The 16,572-nt window shown below is 62.8% G+C and carries 14 protein-coding genes and 1 pseudogene; 4 read left to right on the top strand and 11 right to left on the bottom strand.

The window, feature by feature from the left end; genetic code table 11:
• Window positions 1–85 precede the first annotated feature (85 nt).
• Window positions 86–572 (bottom strand): annotated as a pseudogene (locus tag NKH50_RS00520) (CreA family protein).
• A gap of 204 nt (window positions 573–776) precedes the next feature.
• Here NKH50_RS00520 and NKH50_RS00515 point away from each other — a divergent pair.
• Together NKH50_RS00515 and NKH50_RS00510 are read left to right on the top strand one after the other, a co-directional pair.
• A complete protein-coding gene (locus tag NKH50_RS00515) occupies window positions 777–1,355 on the top strand; it encodes an SCO family protein (RefSeq protein ID WP_352875944.1) in 579 nt (192 codons plus the stop codon).
• An 11-nt stretch (window positions 1,356–1,366) separates the two neighbouring features.
• The gene (locus NKH50_RS00510) at window positions 1,367–2,239 is read left to right on the top strand and encodes a 50S ribosomal protein L11 methyltransferase (protein WP_352687590.1); all 873 of its coding nucleotides are present in this window, start codon (window positions 1,367–1,369) and stop codon (window positions 2,237–2,239) included.
• Between the two features lie 39 nt (window positions 2,240–2,278).
• On the opposite strand, the gene NKH50_RS00505 is transcribed toward NKH50_RS00510, so the two are convergent.
• Window positions 2,279–2,623 carry a hypothetical protein gene (locus tag NKH50_RS00505; RefSeq protein WP_254818972.1) on the bottom strand — a complete coding sequence of 115 codons (345 nt, stop codon included), beginning with the start codon at window positions 2,621–2,623 and terminating at the stop codon, window positions 2,279–2,281.
• A 36-nt stretch (window positions 2,624–2,659) separates the two neighbouring features.
• Between NKH50_RS00505 and NKH50_RS00500 the strand changes: the two genes are divergently transcribed.
• Window positions 2,660–4,504 carry an aminopeptidase P family protein gene (locus tag NKH50_RS00500; RefSeq protein WP_352875940.1) on the top strand — a complete coding sequence of 615 codons (1,845 nt, stop codon included), beginning with the start codon at window positions 2,660–2,662 and terminating at the stop codon, window positions 4,502–4,504.
• On the opposite strand, the gene NKH50_RS00495 is transcribed toward NKH50_RS00500, so the two are convergent.
• From NKH50_RS00495 to NKH50_RS00485, 3 genes are all read right to left on the bottom strand, one after another.
• The gene (locus NKH50_RS00495; RefSeq protein ID WP_352752497.1) at window positions 4,494–5,384 is read right to left on the bottom strand and encodes a LysR family transcriptional regulator; all 891 of its coding nucleotides are present in this window, start codon (window positions 5,382–5,384) and stop codon (window positions 4,494–4,496) included. The two genes, NKH50_RS00500 and NKH50_RS00495, sit on opposite strands and share 11 nt — an antisense overlap.
• A 316-nt stretch (window positions 5,385–5,700) precedes the next feature.
• Window positions 5,701–5,997, bottom strand: coding sequence for an AzlD family protein (locus tag NKH50_RS00490; RefSeq protein WP_254818975.1), 297 nt, complete (start codon window positions 5,995–5,997; stop codon window positions 5,701–5,703).
• On the bottom strand, window positions 5,994–6,722 hold the full coding sequence (locus tag NKH50_RS00485) for an AzlC family ABC transporter permease (protein WP_352687587.1): 729 nt from the start codon (window positions 6,720–6,722) through the stop codon (window positions 5,994–5,996). Before NKH50_RS00485 ends, NKH50_RS00490 begins: the two co-directional genes overlap by 4 nt.
• Window positions 6,723–6,955: 233 nt before the next feature.
• Between NKH50_RS00485 and NKH50_RS00480 the strand changes: the two genes are divergently transcribed.
• Window positions 6,956–7,753: a class I SAM-dependent methyltransferase gene (locus NKH50_RS00480; protein ID WP_352505607.1), complete on the top strand. Its 798-nt coding sequence runs from the start codon at window positions 6,956–6,958 to the stop codon at window positions 7,751–7,753.
• A gap of 16 nt (window positions 7,754–7,769) precedes the next feature.
• On the opposite strand, the gene NKH50_RS00475 is transcribed toward NKH50_RS00480, so the two are convergent.
• The 6 genes from NKH50_RS00475 to ftsZ all read right to left on the bottom strand — a co-directional run bounded on the left by NKH50_RS00475 (window position 7,770) and on the right by ftsZ (window position 16,568).
• Complete coding sequence (locus tag NKH50_RS00475; RefSeq protein WP_352875935.1) at window positions 7,770–8,462, bottom strand: DUF2461 domain-containing protein; 693 nt, start codon at window positions 8,460–8,462, stop codon at window positions 7,770–7,772.
• Window positions 8,462–10,669 (bottom strand): NAD-dependent DNA ligase LigA, encoded by a 2,208-nt coding sequence (gene ligA, locus NKH50_RS00470; protein ID WP_352875933.1) that lies wholly within the window; start codon window positions 10,667–10,669, stop codon window positions 8,462–8,464. Before ligA ends, NKH50_RS00475 begins: the two co-directional genes overlap by 1 nt.
• Before the next feature lie 240 nt (window positions 10,670–10,909).
• Entirely contained in the window at window positions 10,910–12,583 is a 1,674-nt protein-coding gene (recN, locus tag NKH50_RS00465; RefSeq protein WP_352875931.1) for a DNA repair protein RecN, read from the bottom strand.
• A 13-nt stretch (window positions 12,584–12,596) separates the two neighbouring features.
• The gene (locus NKH50_RS00460) at window positions 12,597–13,466 is read right to left on the bottom strand and encodes an outer membrane protein assembly factor BamD (protein WP_254818981.1); all 870 of its coding nucleotides are present in this window, start codon (window positions 13,464–13,466) and stop codon (window positions 12,597–12,599) included.
• A 204-nt stretch (window positions 13,467–13,670) separates the two neighbouring features.
• Window positions 13,671–14,618: a UDP-3-O-acyl-N-acetylglucosamine deacetylase gene (gene lpxC / locus NKH50_RS00455; protein ID WP_352703487.1), complete on the bottom strand. Its 948-nt coding sequence runs from the start codon at window positions 14,616–14,618 to the stop codon at window positions 13,671–13,673.
• Window positions 14,619–14,897: 279 nt separating this feature from the next.
• The gene (gene ftsZ / locus NKH50_RS00450; RefSeq protein ID WP_254818983.1) at window positions 14,898–16,568 is read right to left on the bottom strand and encodes a cell division protein FtsZ; all 1,671 of its coding nucleotides are present in this window, start codon (window positions 16,566–16,568) and stop codon (window positions 14,898–14,900) included.
• Window positions 16,569–16,572: the final 4 nt, after the last annotated feature.

The raw sequence follows: 16,572 nt of genomic DNA, 5'->3' as shown, positions 1-16,572 counted from the left end.
ACGCCCGCGCGCATAGTCTCGCAAGCCGAGTGCAGCGCCGCGCATCCGTTTGGACGCGCCAAGGACCCCGGAGCACCTTCAGTCTCTATTTCGGCTTGCCGCTGGTCCACACCACATTCTGGCCGTAGAGCGGCACGGTGGTGACCGACATTTTTGCCGAGCCATCCTGCACCTGGCGCGAATGCGAGAGGTAGATCAGCGTCTCGTTGGCCTTGTCGTAGATGCGGCACCACCTGCTTTTTCCAGATCAGGCTGATGCCTTGCTTGAACACCTCCTCGCCGGCCTCGCTCATGTCGATGTCCCCAATGGTGATCGGCCCGGTCTGGCGGCAGGAGATCGAGGAATCGGACGGGTCCTCGAACCAGTTGCCTTTCTGCAGGCGGTCGATCATGCCACGGTCGAAATAGGAGACGTGGCAGGTTACCCCCTCGACCTTCGGATCCTTGATCGCCTCGACGATGATGTCGTTGCCGAGCCAATCGACGCCGACCTTGCCGACTTCCTCGGCGGCGGCGGCGCCAGCGCCAATGACAAGGCATGCGGCCAACGCGCCGCCAATCAGTTTTCGCAAAGAGGCCTCCTGCGGTTCGAATTTTGCCGACCTCAGGTGGGACGAACGGCCGCGCTTTGCAAGCAGATCTCCTCCCACAGCATTGCCGGTTGCGGCAACGCGACATCTTTGCGTCGGCGCGACCGAACCGCTAAGAGTGTTCGCCAAGCCAGGGCTTCATGGCGCCAATCCGGCGCCCGATGGAAATGACGACGGACTTCACTGATGATGCGTTCAATTCTGGTCGGTATTCTCGTCCTGATGGCCGCTGGCATCGGCTGGCTAACGTTCGACTGGTACCGCGGACATTATGGCGGCGAGCCGTTCGGCGCGCCGTTCACGCTGGTCGACCAGAAGGGCGCACCGGTCACCGAAGCCGCCTTTCGTGGCCACCCCAGTGTCGTCTTTTTTGGCTTCACGCATTGCCCGGAAGTCTGCCCGACCACGCTTTTCGAGTTGGCCGGCTGGCTGAAGACGATGGGCGACGACGGCAAGAACCTGCATGCATATTTCGTTACGGTCGACCCGGAGCGCGATACGCCCGAAATCATGAACACCTATGTCAGCAATTTCTCCGATCGCATCCTCGGCATCACCGGCGATCCCGATAAGGTCCACGCCATGGCCAAGTCCTTCGGCATCTACTGGAAGAAAGTCGACACGAACGACGGCGACTACACGATGGACCACACCGCTTCGGTGCTGCTGCTCAACGGCAAGGGCGATTTCGCCGGCACCATTGCCTATGGCGAAAGCCCGGACGCCGCCATCGCCAAGCTCAAGCGGCTGGCGGCGGAAGGTTGACGTATCCGGGAATGACGCAGACGCGTTTGTATTTCACCGCGGGCAAGATCGAGGCTGATCGCATCTTCGCGGCGCTCGGTGCGGCGTTCGACGAAGAGGGCCTGCCGGTTGCGGTGCTCGAGGTCGACGAGGACCGCGATATCCACGAAGTATCGCTCTATGCCGACGACGACGTCGATGCGGTCGAGGCGCGGCTTAGGGACATCCTGGCCGGACTGTCGCTGTCGAAACCGATAGAGCGAGAAGCGCTGCCCGACATCGACTGGGTGGCGCGCTCGCTGGAGGGATTGAAGCCGGTACGGGCCGGGCGCTTCTTCGTCCACGGCGCGCATGACCGCAGGAAGCGCCACAGCGGCGAACTCGCCATCGAGATCGAGGCCGGCCTTGCCTTCGGCACCGGCCATCACGGCACCACCGCCGGCTGCCTCGAAATGCTGGAGCAGGTCATACAGCGCGAGCATCCGCGCAACGCGCTCGACCTTGGCACTGGCAGCGCGGTGCTCGCCATCGCGGTGGCCAAGCTCGCGCATGTTCCGGTGCTGGCAACGGACATCGATCCGGTCGCCGTCAAGGTGGCCGCTGCCAATGCGCGGCTGAACCACGTCAAGGGGCTCATTGAAACGGTAGCGGCGCCCGGTTTTCATCATCCGATCTTTGCCGCGCGTGCGCCCTTCGACCTGATCGTCGCCAACATATTGGCGCGGCCGCTGATGCGTCTGGCGCCGCAAATGGCCGGGCATATCGCGCTCGGTGGCTCGATTGTTTTGTCGGGCATCCTCGAGCGCCAGCGCGATGCGGTAATCGCGGCCTATGTCCGCCAGAAATTCCGGCACGTCCGCACCTTGCACCGCGAGGGCTGGGTGACGATTCACCTCAAGCGCTGAGGCGCGACGCTTTCAACGCAAGCCGGAACCTGCTCGGACCTAGCGCGAGTTCGCCGCTTTCTTCAGCTGTTCGCGATCGTAGCCGTGAGCTTTCAGCGTTTCGTCATCAAAGCCAAGCAGAACGCCGCTCACATACCGGCTCGCTTCGCGCTGGCGAGCTTCGATCAGCGCTTTCACAGCGTTTCTGAAAAATCCGCGTCTGGCTGAAATCGAGGACATGACGGTCTCCTTTGCAGGGCAACAGGACTTTTCCTCCACGTTAAGAAGGTAAGCTCTGCTGACGCTTTTTGAAATCGCCGATTCTGCATGGCCTCCATGCACAAAAAGACACTGCGGCGACCAGGGATGATCGTTCCGAAAATCGATTCCGATTTTCGAAGTCATGCGCTACGGTCGCGCCATCATTCGAGGAGAGCCGACATGTTCCAGTCCTTCGATTCCGCCGGCGATCCGGCCGTTGGCAAGCCGCGCGTGGCAATGCTGCGCCAATGGTTGGCGTCGAACGGGCTGGATGGCTTCATCGTGCCCCGTGCCGACGAGCACCAGGGCGAATATGTCGCCGACCGCTCGGCACGGCTGAAATGGCTGACCGGCTTCAGCGGCTCGGCCGGTGTCGTCATTGTACTTGGCGAGCGCGCCGTCATGTTTGTCGACGGGCGCTACACGCTGCAGGTGCGCCAGGAGGTCGATCTCGACATCTTTTCGATCGAGAGCCTTGTCGACAACCCGCCGGCCAACTGGATCAAGGACAATCTCGGCAAGGGCGTGCGATTGGGCTTCGATCCGTGGCTGCATACGATCAGCGACGTCAAGGCGCTGAAAGCCTCGGCCGAGAAATCCGGCGCGACACTGGTGCCGCTCGAAGAGAATCCGATCGACGCGATCTGGCAGGACCAGCCTGGACCGCCACTGGCGCCGGTCGAGATCCACCCGATCGGCTTTGCCGGCGAACTGGCTAAGGACAAGCTGGTGCGGCTGGCAGCGGCCATCGAGAAGGATGGCGCCACCCATGCCGTGCTGACCGACCCCTCCTCGATTGCCTGGGCCTTCGACATCCGTGGCGGTGACGTACCGCACACACCGCTGGCGCTCGGCTTTGCCGTGCTGGCCGCCGACGGCTCGCATCTGCTTTTCATGGACCAGCGCAAGTTTTCGCGCACCGTTGCGGCCTACCTGACGCAGCTCGCCGAATTGCACGAACCAGGTGAATTCGGATCGGCAATCGTCACCCGGGCCAAGGGCGGCGCAAAAATCGCGCTGGACCCGGTTCTCGCGGCGGACAAGCTCAGAATGCTGGTCGAGGATAATGGCGGCACCGTCATTGCCACGGCCGATCCGGCCCGCATTCCACGCGCAACAAAGAACAAAGCTGAGATCGCCGGCGCCCGCGCCGCACATCGCCGCGACGGCGCCGCGGTCGCCAAGCTGCTGTGCTGGCTCGACCGCCAGAAGCCCGGCACGCTCGACGAAATCGCCGTTGTCACCAGGCTTGAGGAGACGCGCCGTCAGACCGGCGAAGAAACGCAGATGCCGCTGCGCGACGTATCGTTCGACACCATCTCCGGCGCCGGCCCTAACGGCGCCATCATGCACTACCGCGTCTCCCGCGCCACCAATCGCAAGCTGGGGGATGGCGAGCTGTTCCTGCTCGATTCCGGCGGGCAGTACCAGGACGGCACCACCGACATCACCCGCACCGTGCCGATCGGCGCGCCGACCGAAGAGATGCGCGAACGCTTCACGCTGGTGCTGAAAGGCATGATCGGCATCTCCATGCTGCGCTTTCCCCAGGGCACGCGCGGCTCCGAAATCGATGCGGTGGCGCGCCAGGCGCTATGGAGACACGGCTGCGATTTCGCCCATGGTACCGGGCACGGTGTCGGGTCCTATCTTGCCGTGCATGAGGGCCCGCAACGTATCGCCAAGACCGGCACCGAAAAGCTGCTAGCCGGCATGATCCTCTCCAACGAGCCCGGCTATTACAAGGAAGGTTCCTACGGCATCCGCATCGAGAACTTGATTCTGGTGACACCGGCCGAGGCAATCGAGGGCGGCGACATCGCCATGCACGGCTTCGAGACACTGACGCTGGCGCCGATCGACAAGCGGCTGGTCCGATCGGACCTTTTAACCCGCGACGAGTTGCATTGGCTTGACGAATACCATGCGCGCGTACTGGCCGAGATTGGACCGATGCTCGACGGCGAAACGCTGGCCTGGCTGGAAAAAGCAACCGCCCCTCTGCCGCACGACTTCAAGCAATAGCCGCGGCCGCAACGCCGAGTGACAGACTTTGCTCCGCAAGCAGTCCCTGCAAAGCCGTGACGTTGGGAGAATCGGCTCCCTTGCGCCAAAACAACACCGTGACGGCGTTGTCTTCGTCAGCGGGCAGTTCGTGCAGATTTAGCCAGTGGCTCTCTGGGAAACCCGAAAGCACACTTTTCGGCATCAGCGCTATGCCCATGCCAGCCACCACGCAACCAAGGATGGCATGGTATGAACCAAGCTCGATGGTTTTCTCGGCCATGAACCCTCTTCGCGCATACCATTGTTCCAGCCGCCGGCGGTGCGGGCAGCCGTGCTCGAAGGCTATCATTGTTTTGGGCATGTCCAGGCGGTCGTCGATCGAAACGCGCGATGCCGCCGAGACAATGACCAGCTGCTCGTGAAATGCGGGCAGCTTTTCGAACGGAGCGTCGGCGATCGGCTCGGCGGCGAACGCTGCATCGAGGTCGCCGGCAAGCATGGCCGTCGCGAGAACCTGCGGATTGCCGGTGCGCAACTGGATTTCCACGTCGGGATGACGTGCGTGATATTCGGCGAGCAGACTTGGAAGCCGTGCCGCGGCGGTGCTCTCCATGGCACCTAGGCGAAGCGTGCCGCGCGGGCGTGGATCAAGCATCGCCGTTCGCGCCTCCTCTGCAAGCGCCAGCAACCGATCCGCATACCCGACCAATTTGTGACCGGCGGGCGATACGTGCAGGCGCTTGCCCTCCCGGATAAACAGCTGCACGCCGAGATCCTCTTCGAGCTGCCGGATGCGTGTGGTCACGTTCGATTGCACGCGAAACAGTTTTTCCGCCGCCCTGGTGATTCCGCCCTCGCGCACCACCGTGCGGAAGATGCGCAGATCGGCCAAGTCCATACATCTCTCCTGGAGAACATAACGATCTTAATTATTCATTTTAGCTGATTATGCCTTTCCCGTAAATCGCCGGTGTAGCTGCCGATGAACACGGCAAACCTGGCGAGATGGAAATGTCGCGTGAGCCCTTCGGCATCCAGCCGACCGATCTAAGCGCATTGACGCCGAAGCAGCGCGAAGCGCTCTATAGCGACGCCGTCCGTCGCGCCCACCAGAAGAGATCGGAGGCGATCCGGCTGAGCCTGTCGCGGGTCAGCGCCGCAATAGTCGCTGCGGTAAAGCGCATGTGTGCTCTCGCCGCCAAGGCAAAAGTCGATCAGCCGACGACCTGCCGCGCGAGGATCAGCACGGCAGCACCCGCCAGGAACATCGCCATAAGGCCGCCGCGCAGCGAGACCAGGCCGGCGACGACCAAGGCCCCCCATTCCGCCGGTCCGGCGCTCAGCGCTGCCGGCGCCACAAGCGTGGTCAGCACCGCCGCCGGCACGGCGTTCAGCCCGGCCTCAACACGCGGATGGATATGGTCGAAGCGTGAGATCACCAGATGACCGCCAATGCGTGTCAAATAGGTCGCGATCGAAGCGGCGACGATGATCCACAACGTCGTGCTCATGGTCGTACCTCCACGCCGCTGTGGCGGGGCGGCAGGATGACGGCGAGCAGCACGCCGGCCAGCGCGCCGATGGAGACATGCCAGGGCGAGCCGACCGTCTTGTAGGCAATGATGGAGGCGGCAGCGCTTGCGACGACCACCGGCAGCCACAGCGGCCGCTTGCGGAAGCTCATGACCAGGCCGAGAAAATAGATCGGCAGCAGGAAGTCGATGCCCAGCGCGTGGGTGTCGGGAATAAGTTTGCCGAACACCGCCCCGAGCGCGCTTTCGATGACCCAGAACACGTAGACCGGCAGCCCGAGCCCCATATACCAGGCAAAGCCGACGGTCTCGCCGGCCTCCGCCTTGCGCTCGGCCACCGCGAACTGCGGATCGGTCAGCACGAAGTAGCCTATCGCCTGCTGCACCAGCGGCCAATGCGCGATTCGCCGGCCGATACCGGCCGAATAGAGCACATGCCGAAAATTCACGGCGAAGATCGACAGCACGATCAGCCACGGCGCGACATGCTGCCCGAACAGCTCGATGCCGACCATCTGGCTGGCGCCGCCGAACACCGTCGCGCTCATCAAGAACGCCTCGATCACGGAAAAGCCGTTGTCGACGGCGAGCGCCCCGAACAGCAATGCAAACGGTGCCGACGCCACCACGACGGGCATGCTCAGCCGCACGCCGTCCCAGAAATCGCTTCTCGCACCGTTTTCGGAGATTGCTTCCGCCGACATCGACCGCTCCTTGGGAAGGGCCGTATGTAGAGAGGGCGGTCCGGCTTGTCACACCAATTCGCTTGAGGCAAACGATCAGCGGAAATGATAGCTGAAGCATCGCGGCAAGTTCGCTTCCAGACTTGTGGACAAAATCAGAGGCTTGGTACCTGAGCGCATATTCGTTGGCGACGATCGGTCCTTGCCGAAGCGACGGCCATAGACCAACCTGCTGGGCCGGACAGGTGGTTCCAATGAGCGAATTTTTCATCGATCCAAAATTCGGCCGCCTGGCCTTCGGCGCCGATCCCGGCAGCTATCACGCGACGCGACCTGGGTATCCTGATTGGGTATTCGAAATTCTATGTGAGCGGTGCCGTCTCGCGCATGGCACGGCGACGTTCGAGATTGGCGCAGGTACAGGAACTGCAACGCGCCGCTTACTCGAACTGGGCGCGAGCCCGTTGCTCGCCATTGAGCCGGATTCCCGCCTCGCGACTTTCCTTTGCGAGACTATTCAGGACAAGGCGCTCTCGGTGAGCGTCTCTGCGTTTGAGGATGCCGTCCTTGAGAAGGCCGGTTTTGATCTCGGTGTCAGCGCCACTGCCTTTCATTGGCTGGATGAGGACACGGCGCTGATCAAGGTCGCAGAGCTGCTTCGGCCGGGCGGCTGGTGGGCAATGGTCTGGAATGTATTCGGCGACGACAGTCGCCCCGATCCCTTTCATGATGCGACCAAGGCGCTGCTTGACGGGCCTTCGAGCCCGTCGGCGGGCTCAAATGGTATTCCGTTCGCCCTTGATGCCGAGGCCCGCGTGGCGGCACTGGAGCGAACCGGCGCGTTCGATGCCATCGAACATCGGACAAGTGTCTGGTCGCTCGTCCTCGATCCTGACCAGACGGTCGCCCTCTATGCCACTTTTTCCAATATCAACATCCGCAGTGACCGCGAAGCAATCCTGGCGGAGCTGGGTCGCATCGTCCGCGACGAGTTCCAAGGCTCCATAACCCGCAACATGACCACCAGCCTCTACACTGCGCGGCGCAGCTGACCGTCTGACTTTTCCGCTAGCGCTGCGAAGCCTTGCCTTCGATCGCCCTGCCCCAGTCGAGCAGCGGTTTTGCCCGCATGACGAAGTCGACGAGTTCGTCGACCAATCCAGCTCCGTAGATATCCGCCGGCTCGATTGCGTGCCGGACGGCGAAATGCCGGTTGCGGATGGCGGCCACGAGATCGGGCTCGATAACGTGCTCGAAGCCGCGCGGCGTGCGCTTCATACAGCCGTCCGGGTCGAGCTCGAGATCATTCTTCTTCAGCGCCGCGACGAGCGTGCGGAACTCAGCGGGCCGCTTTGCGATGGCGTTGCGCAGCGCCAGCAATAGCTCCGGTCCGGGCTGCCACCAGGCAACAGCGGCAAAGCAGCGCTCGAGCCCGATGTGGATGTAAAACACGCCCTGTTCCATCTTGGTGCCGTCGGGCGAAAGGATCGCCGACAGATGCCGGTTGTAAGGCCGTTTGTCCTTGGCGAAACGCACGTCGCGATTAATCCGGAACAGCGACTTCTTGCGGTCGCCGCGCAGGCCGAGCCCCAATGCCGTGAAGCGCTCGGAGAGCGCCTCGACCAGATCGCCGAAGGGATTGCGCAGGTCCCGCTCGAAAAGGTCGCGGTTTTCCAAAAACCACTCCCGGCTCTGATGAAAATCCAGTGCCTTGAGGAAGGGAATGGCCTTGTCACCAAAACCATTGAATTCAGCCGGCATCACGAGCCCTTGCCGATCCGCTCGAGCCAGGCATCCTCATCGATGACTTCGATACCGTGTTCGGCAGCCAGCTTGAGCTTCGAGCCAGCACCGGGCCCGGCGACGACGAGGTCGGTCTTCGCGGAAACCGAGCCGGCGACCTTCGCGCCGAGACGTTCAGCCATCGCCTTGGCCTCGGGGCGCGTCATCCTTTCGAGCGTGCCTGTAAACACGATCGTCTTGCCGGCGACCGCACTATCGGCTGAGACGTTCACGATGTACGGCTTCGGATGGACCTGCGTGAGCAGCGCTTCGAGCACGGCGTCGTTGCGTTCATTGCCGAAGAAATCGCGAAGAGCGCCTATCACGGTATCGCCGATGCCGTTGATCGAAGGAAAAACGCTGTGTGGATCGGCTGCCGCTGCTGTCTCCTTGCCAATGCGGATCAACTCCTCGATCGTCGAGAAGGTTCGAGCGAGCACAGCGGCCGTCGTTTCGCCGATATGGCGGATGCCCAGCGCAAAGATGAAGCGATCAAGTTCCGGTTCGCGGCGAGCGTCGATGGCAGCGAAGAGCTTGTCGAGACCTTCATAGTTGCGTTCCTCGACACCGCGTACATTCTTCCGCGTTTTGCCCGATGCGGCCTCACGCTGTCTGGCCTGCTCCTCCCGCCGCTCCGCCAATGCCTTGATGACGGCGGGGCGGCGATCCCGGAGAGTGAAGATATCGGCTGCTGTCTTGACCAACCCGGCATTGAAGAACAGGTCAATGTTTTCAGCGCCCAGGCCTTCGATATCCATGGCGCCGCGTGACACGAAGTGACGCAATCCTTCCACGGCCTGGGCGGGGCAGATCAGTTCGCCAGTGCAACGTCGGCGGGAATCTTCCTTGCCGGTCTTCTCGTTGATCTCGCGCGTTGCCGGCGAGCCGCAGATCGGACATTTGTGCGGGAATTCGTAGGGCACGGCATCTGGCGGACGCTTGTCGACCACAACGCTGACGATCTGCGGAATGACGTCCCCCGCCCGCTGGATGACCACCGTGTCGCCGATACGTATGTCGTTGCCGTCGCGGATCGGCTGGCCGTTGCTGTCCAGACCCTTGATGTAGTCTTCGTTGTGAAGCGTGACATTCTCGACCACGACGCCGCCGACCGTGACGGGCGCAAGCCGGGCAACGGGCGCCAGCGTACCGGTACGGCCGACCTGAATGTCGATCCTGCGCACGGTCGTCATCGCCTGTTCGGCCGGAAATTTGTGAGCGATGGCCCAGCGTGGTTCGCCGGTGACGAAGCCCCATCTGCGCTGCAGCTCCAATTGATCGACCTTGTAGACCACGCCGTCGATGTCGTAGCCAAGCGATGAGCGCTGGGCCTCGATGAGGTGATAATGCGCGATCAGTTCGTCGACCGACTTTGCCCGGACCATCAGCGGACTGACCTTGAATCCCCACTCCGCGAATTTTTGCACGGAATCGTATTGGGTCGGAGCTGGATCCTTCGAAGTATAGCCCCAGGCGTAGGCAAAGAATTTGAGGTTGCGGCTGGCGGTAACGGACGGGTCCTTCTGACGGAGCGACCCGGCCGCCGTATTTCGCGGATTGACGTAATCCTGGCCGCCGATCGCCGCCGAGCGTTGCTTCAGCGCCTCGAATTCCGCGTAGGTCATATAGACCTCACCGCGTATTTCGATGACCTCGGGCCAGCCCGATCCCTTCAAGGTCTTGGGAATGTCGGCGATGGTCTTGAGATTGGCTGTGATGTCCTCGCCGACGACGCCGTCGCCGCGCGTTGCCCCCTGCACGAACACACCGCCTTCATACCGCAGGGAAGCCGATAGCCCGTCGATCTTCGGCTCTGCCGTGAAGGCGATGTTCAGATCCTTGTCGCGATCAAAGAATCGCCGGCCCCGTTCTATGAAGTCCGCGACGTCCTGGTCGCTATAAGCCTTGGCCAGGCTGAGCATCGGCACCGCGTGCCGCACCTTGGCAAAACCTTCCGCCGGCGGCGCGCCGACCCTGCGCGAGGGCGAATCCTCGCGCACAAGATGCGGGAACCGCTGTTCGATGGCGAGGTTGCGCCGGGTCAGCGCGTCATATTCCGCATCCGTGATTATCGGCGCGTCCTCGCCATGGTAGCGCCGGTCGTGCTCGGCGATCTCGTGCGCCAACCGCTTCAACTCGCTTGCCGCCTCGCTGTCGCTGAGCGAATCAACTGGTTTTTCGTCCATGCACTGCTCCCTCCACGGTGGCGCGACACAGTAGAACAGGAATCTCTCATGAGGGAGAGACCAGACGCCGAAAATCATTCCTGAACAGCAGGATGGCGCCATCCCCTGACTCCGGTCGCGAGCGCCGGAAACGAACTCGTCTGGAGCAATTCCAGGAAAACTGTGAAACGGTTTTCCGTCCGGAATTGCGCAAAACAAAGAGGTAGAGCGGTTCGGCGTTTCCGTGAAGGATGAACCGCTCTAGGCTGCCGCGGTGTTCTCCCGCAGCAGCCGCTCGGCCGCCGCGCGCGCCTCGTCTGTAATGGTGGCGCCGGCGAGCATGCGTGCGATCTCTTCCTGCCGTGCCGCCCGGTCCATCTCGGCGATGCCGGTCGAGACGCGGTCGGCACCGCCTGATTTGGAGATCAGGAAATGCGTCGCCGCGCGCGCCGCCACTTGCGGTGCATGCGTGACCGAAAGCACCTGCACGCGTTTTGCCAGCCGCGCCAGCCGCTGGCCGATGGCGTCGGCAACCGCGCCGCCGACGCCGGTGTCAATCTCATCAAAGACCAAAGTGGGCGCCGACCCGCGATCGGCCAGCGCGACTTTCAACGCCAGCAGGAAGCGCGAAAGCTCGCCGCCGGAAGCGACCTTCATCATTGGGCCGGGCCTGGTGCCGGGATTGGTGCGCACCCAGAACTCGACCTGGTCGATGCCTTCTTCCATGCGGCTCTCGGCATCGCTTGCGATCTCGACGATGAACTCGGCCCGTTCGAGCTTCAGCGCCGGCAGTTCGGCCATTACCGCCTTGGTCAGCCCGACGGCCGCCTCATGGCGAAGCGACGACAGCTGGGCCGCCGTAATGTCGTAGGCCTGGCGCGCCGCCGCAGCCTGTTTCTCCAGCGCATGCAGGCGCTCCTCGCCGGCGTCGAGATCGGCAAGGTCGGCAGCCATGGTGTCACGCAATTGCGCCAGGTCATCCACGGCGACGCTGTGCTTGCGCGAGGCGGCACGCAGCGAAAACAGCCGCTCCTCAGCCTTCTCCAGCCGCTGCGGATCATATTCGGTCGCGCGAAGTGCTGCTTCGACGCCCGACTGCGCCGCGTCGAGCGACAGCATCGCTTCGTCGAGCGATTTGACGACGTCCTCGAGCAGCCCCGGCGCTTCGGTCGCCTTTCGCTGCAGCCGCCTGAGCAGGCTGGCCAGTTGCGGCAAGGGCGAGGACGGGCCCGAGAGCACATCCTGCGCATCGTGGATTTCCGAGGCGATCTTTTCGGCACGCATCATCGAGGCGCGCAGTTCGGCCAGTTCGGTCTCTTCGCCCGGTTGCGGATCGAGCCTGGTCAATTCGGCGACCGCAGCACGCAGATAATCGGCCTCACGGGCAGCTGCCTCGACTTTGGCCCGGTGCCGTGAAAATTCCTGCTCGCAGGTACGCCAGTGCCGCCACGCCTCGCCGGTTGCCCGAGCAGCGCCGAGATGGCCGCCGAAACTGTCGAGCAACTCGCGATGGGCGCCGGGATCGACCAAAGCGCGCTCGTCATGCTGGCCGTGGATCTCGACCAGCGCACGGCCGATGTCGCGCATCAGCGTCACGCTGGACGGCTGATCGTTGACGAACACGCGCGTGCGGCCGTCAGCCGTCTGGACGCGGCGCAGGATGATGTCGCCGTCGTCCTCGATGGCATTCTCGGCAAGCAGCATGCGAGCCGCGTGGTTGCGCGGCACGTCGAACACGGCGATGATCTGGCCTTGTGCCGCGCCATGCCGCACCAGCGAAGCGTCGCCGCGGGCGCCAAGCGCCAGCGACAAAGCGTCGAGCAGGATAGATTTTCCGGCGCCGGTTTCGCCGGTAAGGACCGAAAGGCCGGACGAGAAGTCGATGTCCAGCTTCTCGATCAGAACGATATCGCGGATCGACAGTCTGGAGAGCATGGTGACGCGCCGCTCAGGCGCCGGTGATCAGCTTCCCGGCCTTGGAGATCCACGATCCGGCATTCTCGCGCGGCTCGAGCCCACCACTCTGCAGGAGCTTGTAGGAGTCCTTGTACCACTGGCTGTCGGGATAGTTGGTGCCGAGCACGGCCGCAGCGGTCTGCGCTTCCGACGTCAGCCCCATCGCATAGTAGCTCTCGGTAAGACGCGCCAGCGCTTCCTCGACATGACGTGTGTTGGAATAGTTCTCCACGACGTTGCGGAACCGTTTGACGGCCGCGATGTATTCGCGGCGCTCGAGATAGTAGCGGCCGATCTGCATCTCCTTGCCGGCGAGCTGATCGTTGGCGAAGCGGATCTTCTCCTTGGCATCGTCGACATATTCGGAAGTCGGCCAGCGCGTCACCAGGTCCTGCATCGTCTGCGCGGTAAGACGCGCTTCCTTCTGGTCCTGGGTGACGTCCTTGATCTGGCGGTAGTAGCTCAGCCCGATAATATATTGGGCATAGGCTGCATCGTCGGTCGACGGGTAGAGGGTCAGGTAGCGCTTGGCCGAACCGATCGCCTCATCGTAATTGCCCTGACGGTAGTCGGCAAAGGCACCCATCACCATCGATTTGCGGGCGAATTCGGAATATGGATGCTGGCGGTCGACGGCATCGAACTTGCGGCTTGCCTCCTGCAGTCGCCCGGCATTCAGATTGGCGAGACCCTGATTGTAGAGCACGTCGGCCGGCTCGGTTTGATCGACATAGGTCGACAGGTCGACGTCCTTCTCAGACGACATGCAGGCCGACAGGAACAGCGATGGAACGACCACCGAAAGCGCCAGGAAAACAGCCCGCCGCAGCGCCTTCGATTGACCAACTCGCTTGAAAAACATGTTTGGATTCCGCCCTTTCGGCGTCATTTCAGTCGACGGCAGCAGCCATAAACCATAATTGCCTTGCCCGGCAACGCTATCCCCGGCCAATCGCACATTTTTGTGGCGGTTTGGCGCCACCTGGAAAGCCGTGTAATTTGGCCGGCCAGTGATGCATCCATGCAACACAGCTTGACCGCAACGTGGGCCGCAAGACCTTAAGAATCAGATCATCCAGGGCGCATAGAGGGGTGCGTTGACGGCGCTCATCTCCGCGGTACGCCCGCGCTCGCGGCGCGTCGTCTCGACGATCTCGAAAGCCGAACGGTCCGACAATAGACGGCGCAGCGCAGCGGCGTTCAGCCTGTGGCCACCACGATAGGAGCGGAAGCAGCCGATGAACCGGGCGCCGGCGAGCGCCAGATCGCCCATCGCATCCATCGTCTTGTGGCGCGCGAACTCGTTGGGATAGCGCAGGCCTCCCATGTTGATCACGCGGTTGTCATCGCCGATCACCAGGGAGTTTTCCAACGAGGAGCCGAGCGCATAGCCGGCCGCCCACAGCCGCTCGACGTCCTTCATGAAACCGAAAGTGCGGGCCCGCGCGACGTCACGCCGGAAAATGTCGGCGTTCATGTCGGATGCAAAAAGCTGGCGCCCGATCGCCGGGCTTTCGAAATCGACCTCGATCTCGAAGCGCGTGCCGTCATAGGGCCGGAACTCCGCCCAGCAGGCGCCGTTCTCGATACGAACCGGCTTGACCACCCTGATGTAGCGACGCTTGACCGGCAGCGTTTCGATGCCTGCCTGGTCAATGGCCTCGACGAACATCACTGCGCTGCCGTCGAGGATAGGCACCTCATGGCCATCGATTTCGATGACGAGATTGTCGATCCCAAGCCCGAAAAGCGTCGCCATCAGATGCTCGACCGTAGCGATGTGCTCGCCTTGCGGATCGCCGAGCATGGTGCAGAGGTCGGTGGCACCGACCTCGGAAACGAGCGCGCGAAATTCGTGGCTTCCGTTTGCATTCGAAAGCTGGAAGACGACTCCCGTATCGGCGTCTGCCGGTAGGAAATGGACAGTGACCGGATTGCCACTGTGAACGCCGATGCCGGTCAGCGTCGCACGCGATTTAAGTGTCGTCTGATAGTCGTGCAAAACAATCCCCATAGCCCGTACTGCCTAGGTCCGCTTCATCTGCCCTGAGGGCGCGGCTCTTAATTGATCGGCAGGCAGGGCCACTTCCCCGAGACTCCCAGCAAACCGACTTTGGTCGGTGCCGAAGATAATGGTCCCGCAGGGAGACTCCAAATCACGGTTTCTTACTCGTTGTAACCGCGGCCCAGCGCGGGATTGCCGCATAAGTCTTTGTTTTAAAAGTGTTTTTAATATTAACAGGCGAACAGTTTCCTGCTCGCCTGTTAACAACTGTTACGAACCGTTAACAGATCAATTGGCCTGTCGGCGCAGGAAGGCGGGAATCTCCAACTGATCGTCTTCCTGGACAGCCCGGCTCTGCGGCGTCAGGCGGCCCTGCTCATCCAGCTGGCCGCGACGCGGTGCGTAAAGCTGCGGATCCTGGCTGGCTAGGCGGCGCACTTCCGCCGGCGCCTGGCGCAGTTTCGGTTCGCGAGGCTGCGCCGGCTGCAGTCTTGCAGGTTCCTCTTCGCGGCGGGTCAAGCCGTTGGTCAGGCGCTTGAGCAAGCCCATCGGGCCGCTGTTCTCGTGGTCGGCCGGGCGGGCCTTGGCTTCCACTTCGGCCTTCACCTGCGGCGGGAAATCCTCGACCCGCGGCATGCGCTGGGGTGCCGCGGCAACCGGCTGCGGCATTTCACGATGCGGAGCGGGCTGCATCGCTTGCTGAACCGCCGGCTGCATCATTGGCTGCGGCTGAGCGGGAGGCGCCTGGAAGATCTTGCTCTGCGGACGGAAGTCTTCCGCATGGGCGACCGGTGCCGGGCGGGCCTGCGCCATCGCTGCCGCATTCGCCTCGGCGAGCTGAATGGCCTCGGCGACCGGATCGGCAGCACGTGGTTCATAGATCGGTTGCTGGACAGGCGCCGGGCGCATTTCCGTGACCTGGGCCGCCGGGCGGCTGACCGGCTTCGGCGGAGCCGCGCGGATGGCGATCGGCGCGGCAGCGATTTCGGCCGCCGATTTGTCGATGCCGGTGGCGACCACCGACACGCGGATAACGCCTTCAAGTTCCTCGTCGAAGGTGGCGCCCAGAATGATGTTGGCGTCCTGATCGACCTCTTCGCGAATGCGGGTTGCGGCCTCATCGACTTCGAACAGGGTCAGGTCGCGGCCGCCGGTGATCGAGATCAGCAGGCCCTTGGCGCCCTTCATCGAGGTCTCGTCGAGCAGCGGGTTGGCGATGGCGGCTTCAGCCGCGGCCATTGCGCGGCCCTCGCCCGAAGCCTCGCCGGTTCCCATCATCGCCTTGCCCATTTCGCGCATGACCGAGCGGACGTCGGCGAAGTCGAGATTGATCAGGCCTTCCTTGACCATCAGGTCGGTAATGCAGGCAACGCCCGAATAGAGCACCTGGTCGGCCATGGCGAAGGCATCGGCGAAGGTGGTCTTATCGTTGGCCAGCCGGAACAGGTTCTGGTTGGGAATGACGATCAGGGTATCGACGCATTTCTGTAGTTCCTCGATACCCATGTCGGCCGTCTTCATGCGGCGCTGGCCTTCGAAGTGGAACGGCTTGGTGACGACGCCGACGGTAAGGATACCCTTTTCGCGGGCAGCGCGGGCAACGACGGGAGCCGCCCCGGTGCCGGTGCCGCCGCCCATGCCGGCAGTGACGAAGCACATATGCGTGTTGGAGAGATGATCGATGATCTCGTCGATGCACTCTTCCGCCGCCGCGCGCCCGACTTCAGGCTGCGATCCGGCGCCGAGACCCTCGGTGACATGCGCGCCGAGCTGGATCAGCCGCTCGGCCTTCGACATCGTCAGTGCCTGTGCGTCGGTGTTGGCCACCACGAACTCGACGCCGCGCAAGCCGGCGGTGATCATGTTGTTGACGGCATTGCCGCCGCCGCCGCCGACACCGAACACGGTGATGCGCGGCTTGAGCTCGGTGATGTCCGGCTTCTGCAGATTGATGGTCATTGTC

The organism is Mesorhizobium sp. M1027, from assembly GCF_040318745.1.
GTDB lineage: Bacteria > Pseudomonadota > Alphaproteobacteria > Rhizobiales > Rhizobiaceae > Mesorhizobium.
This window is presented reverse-complemented; position numbering and strand designations above follow the sequence as displayed.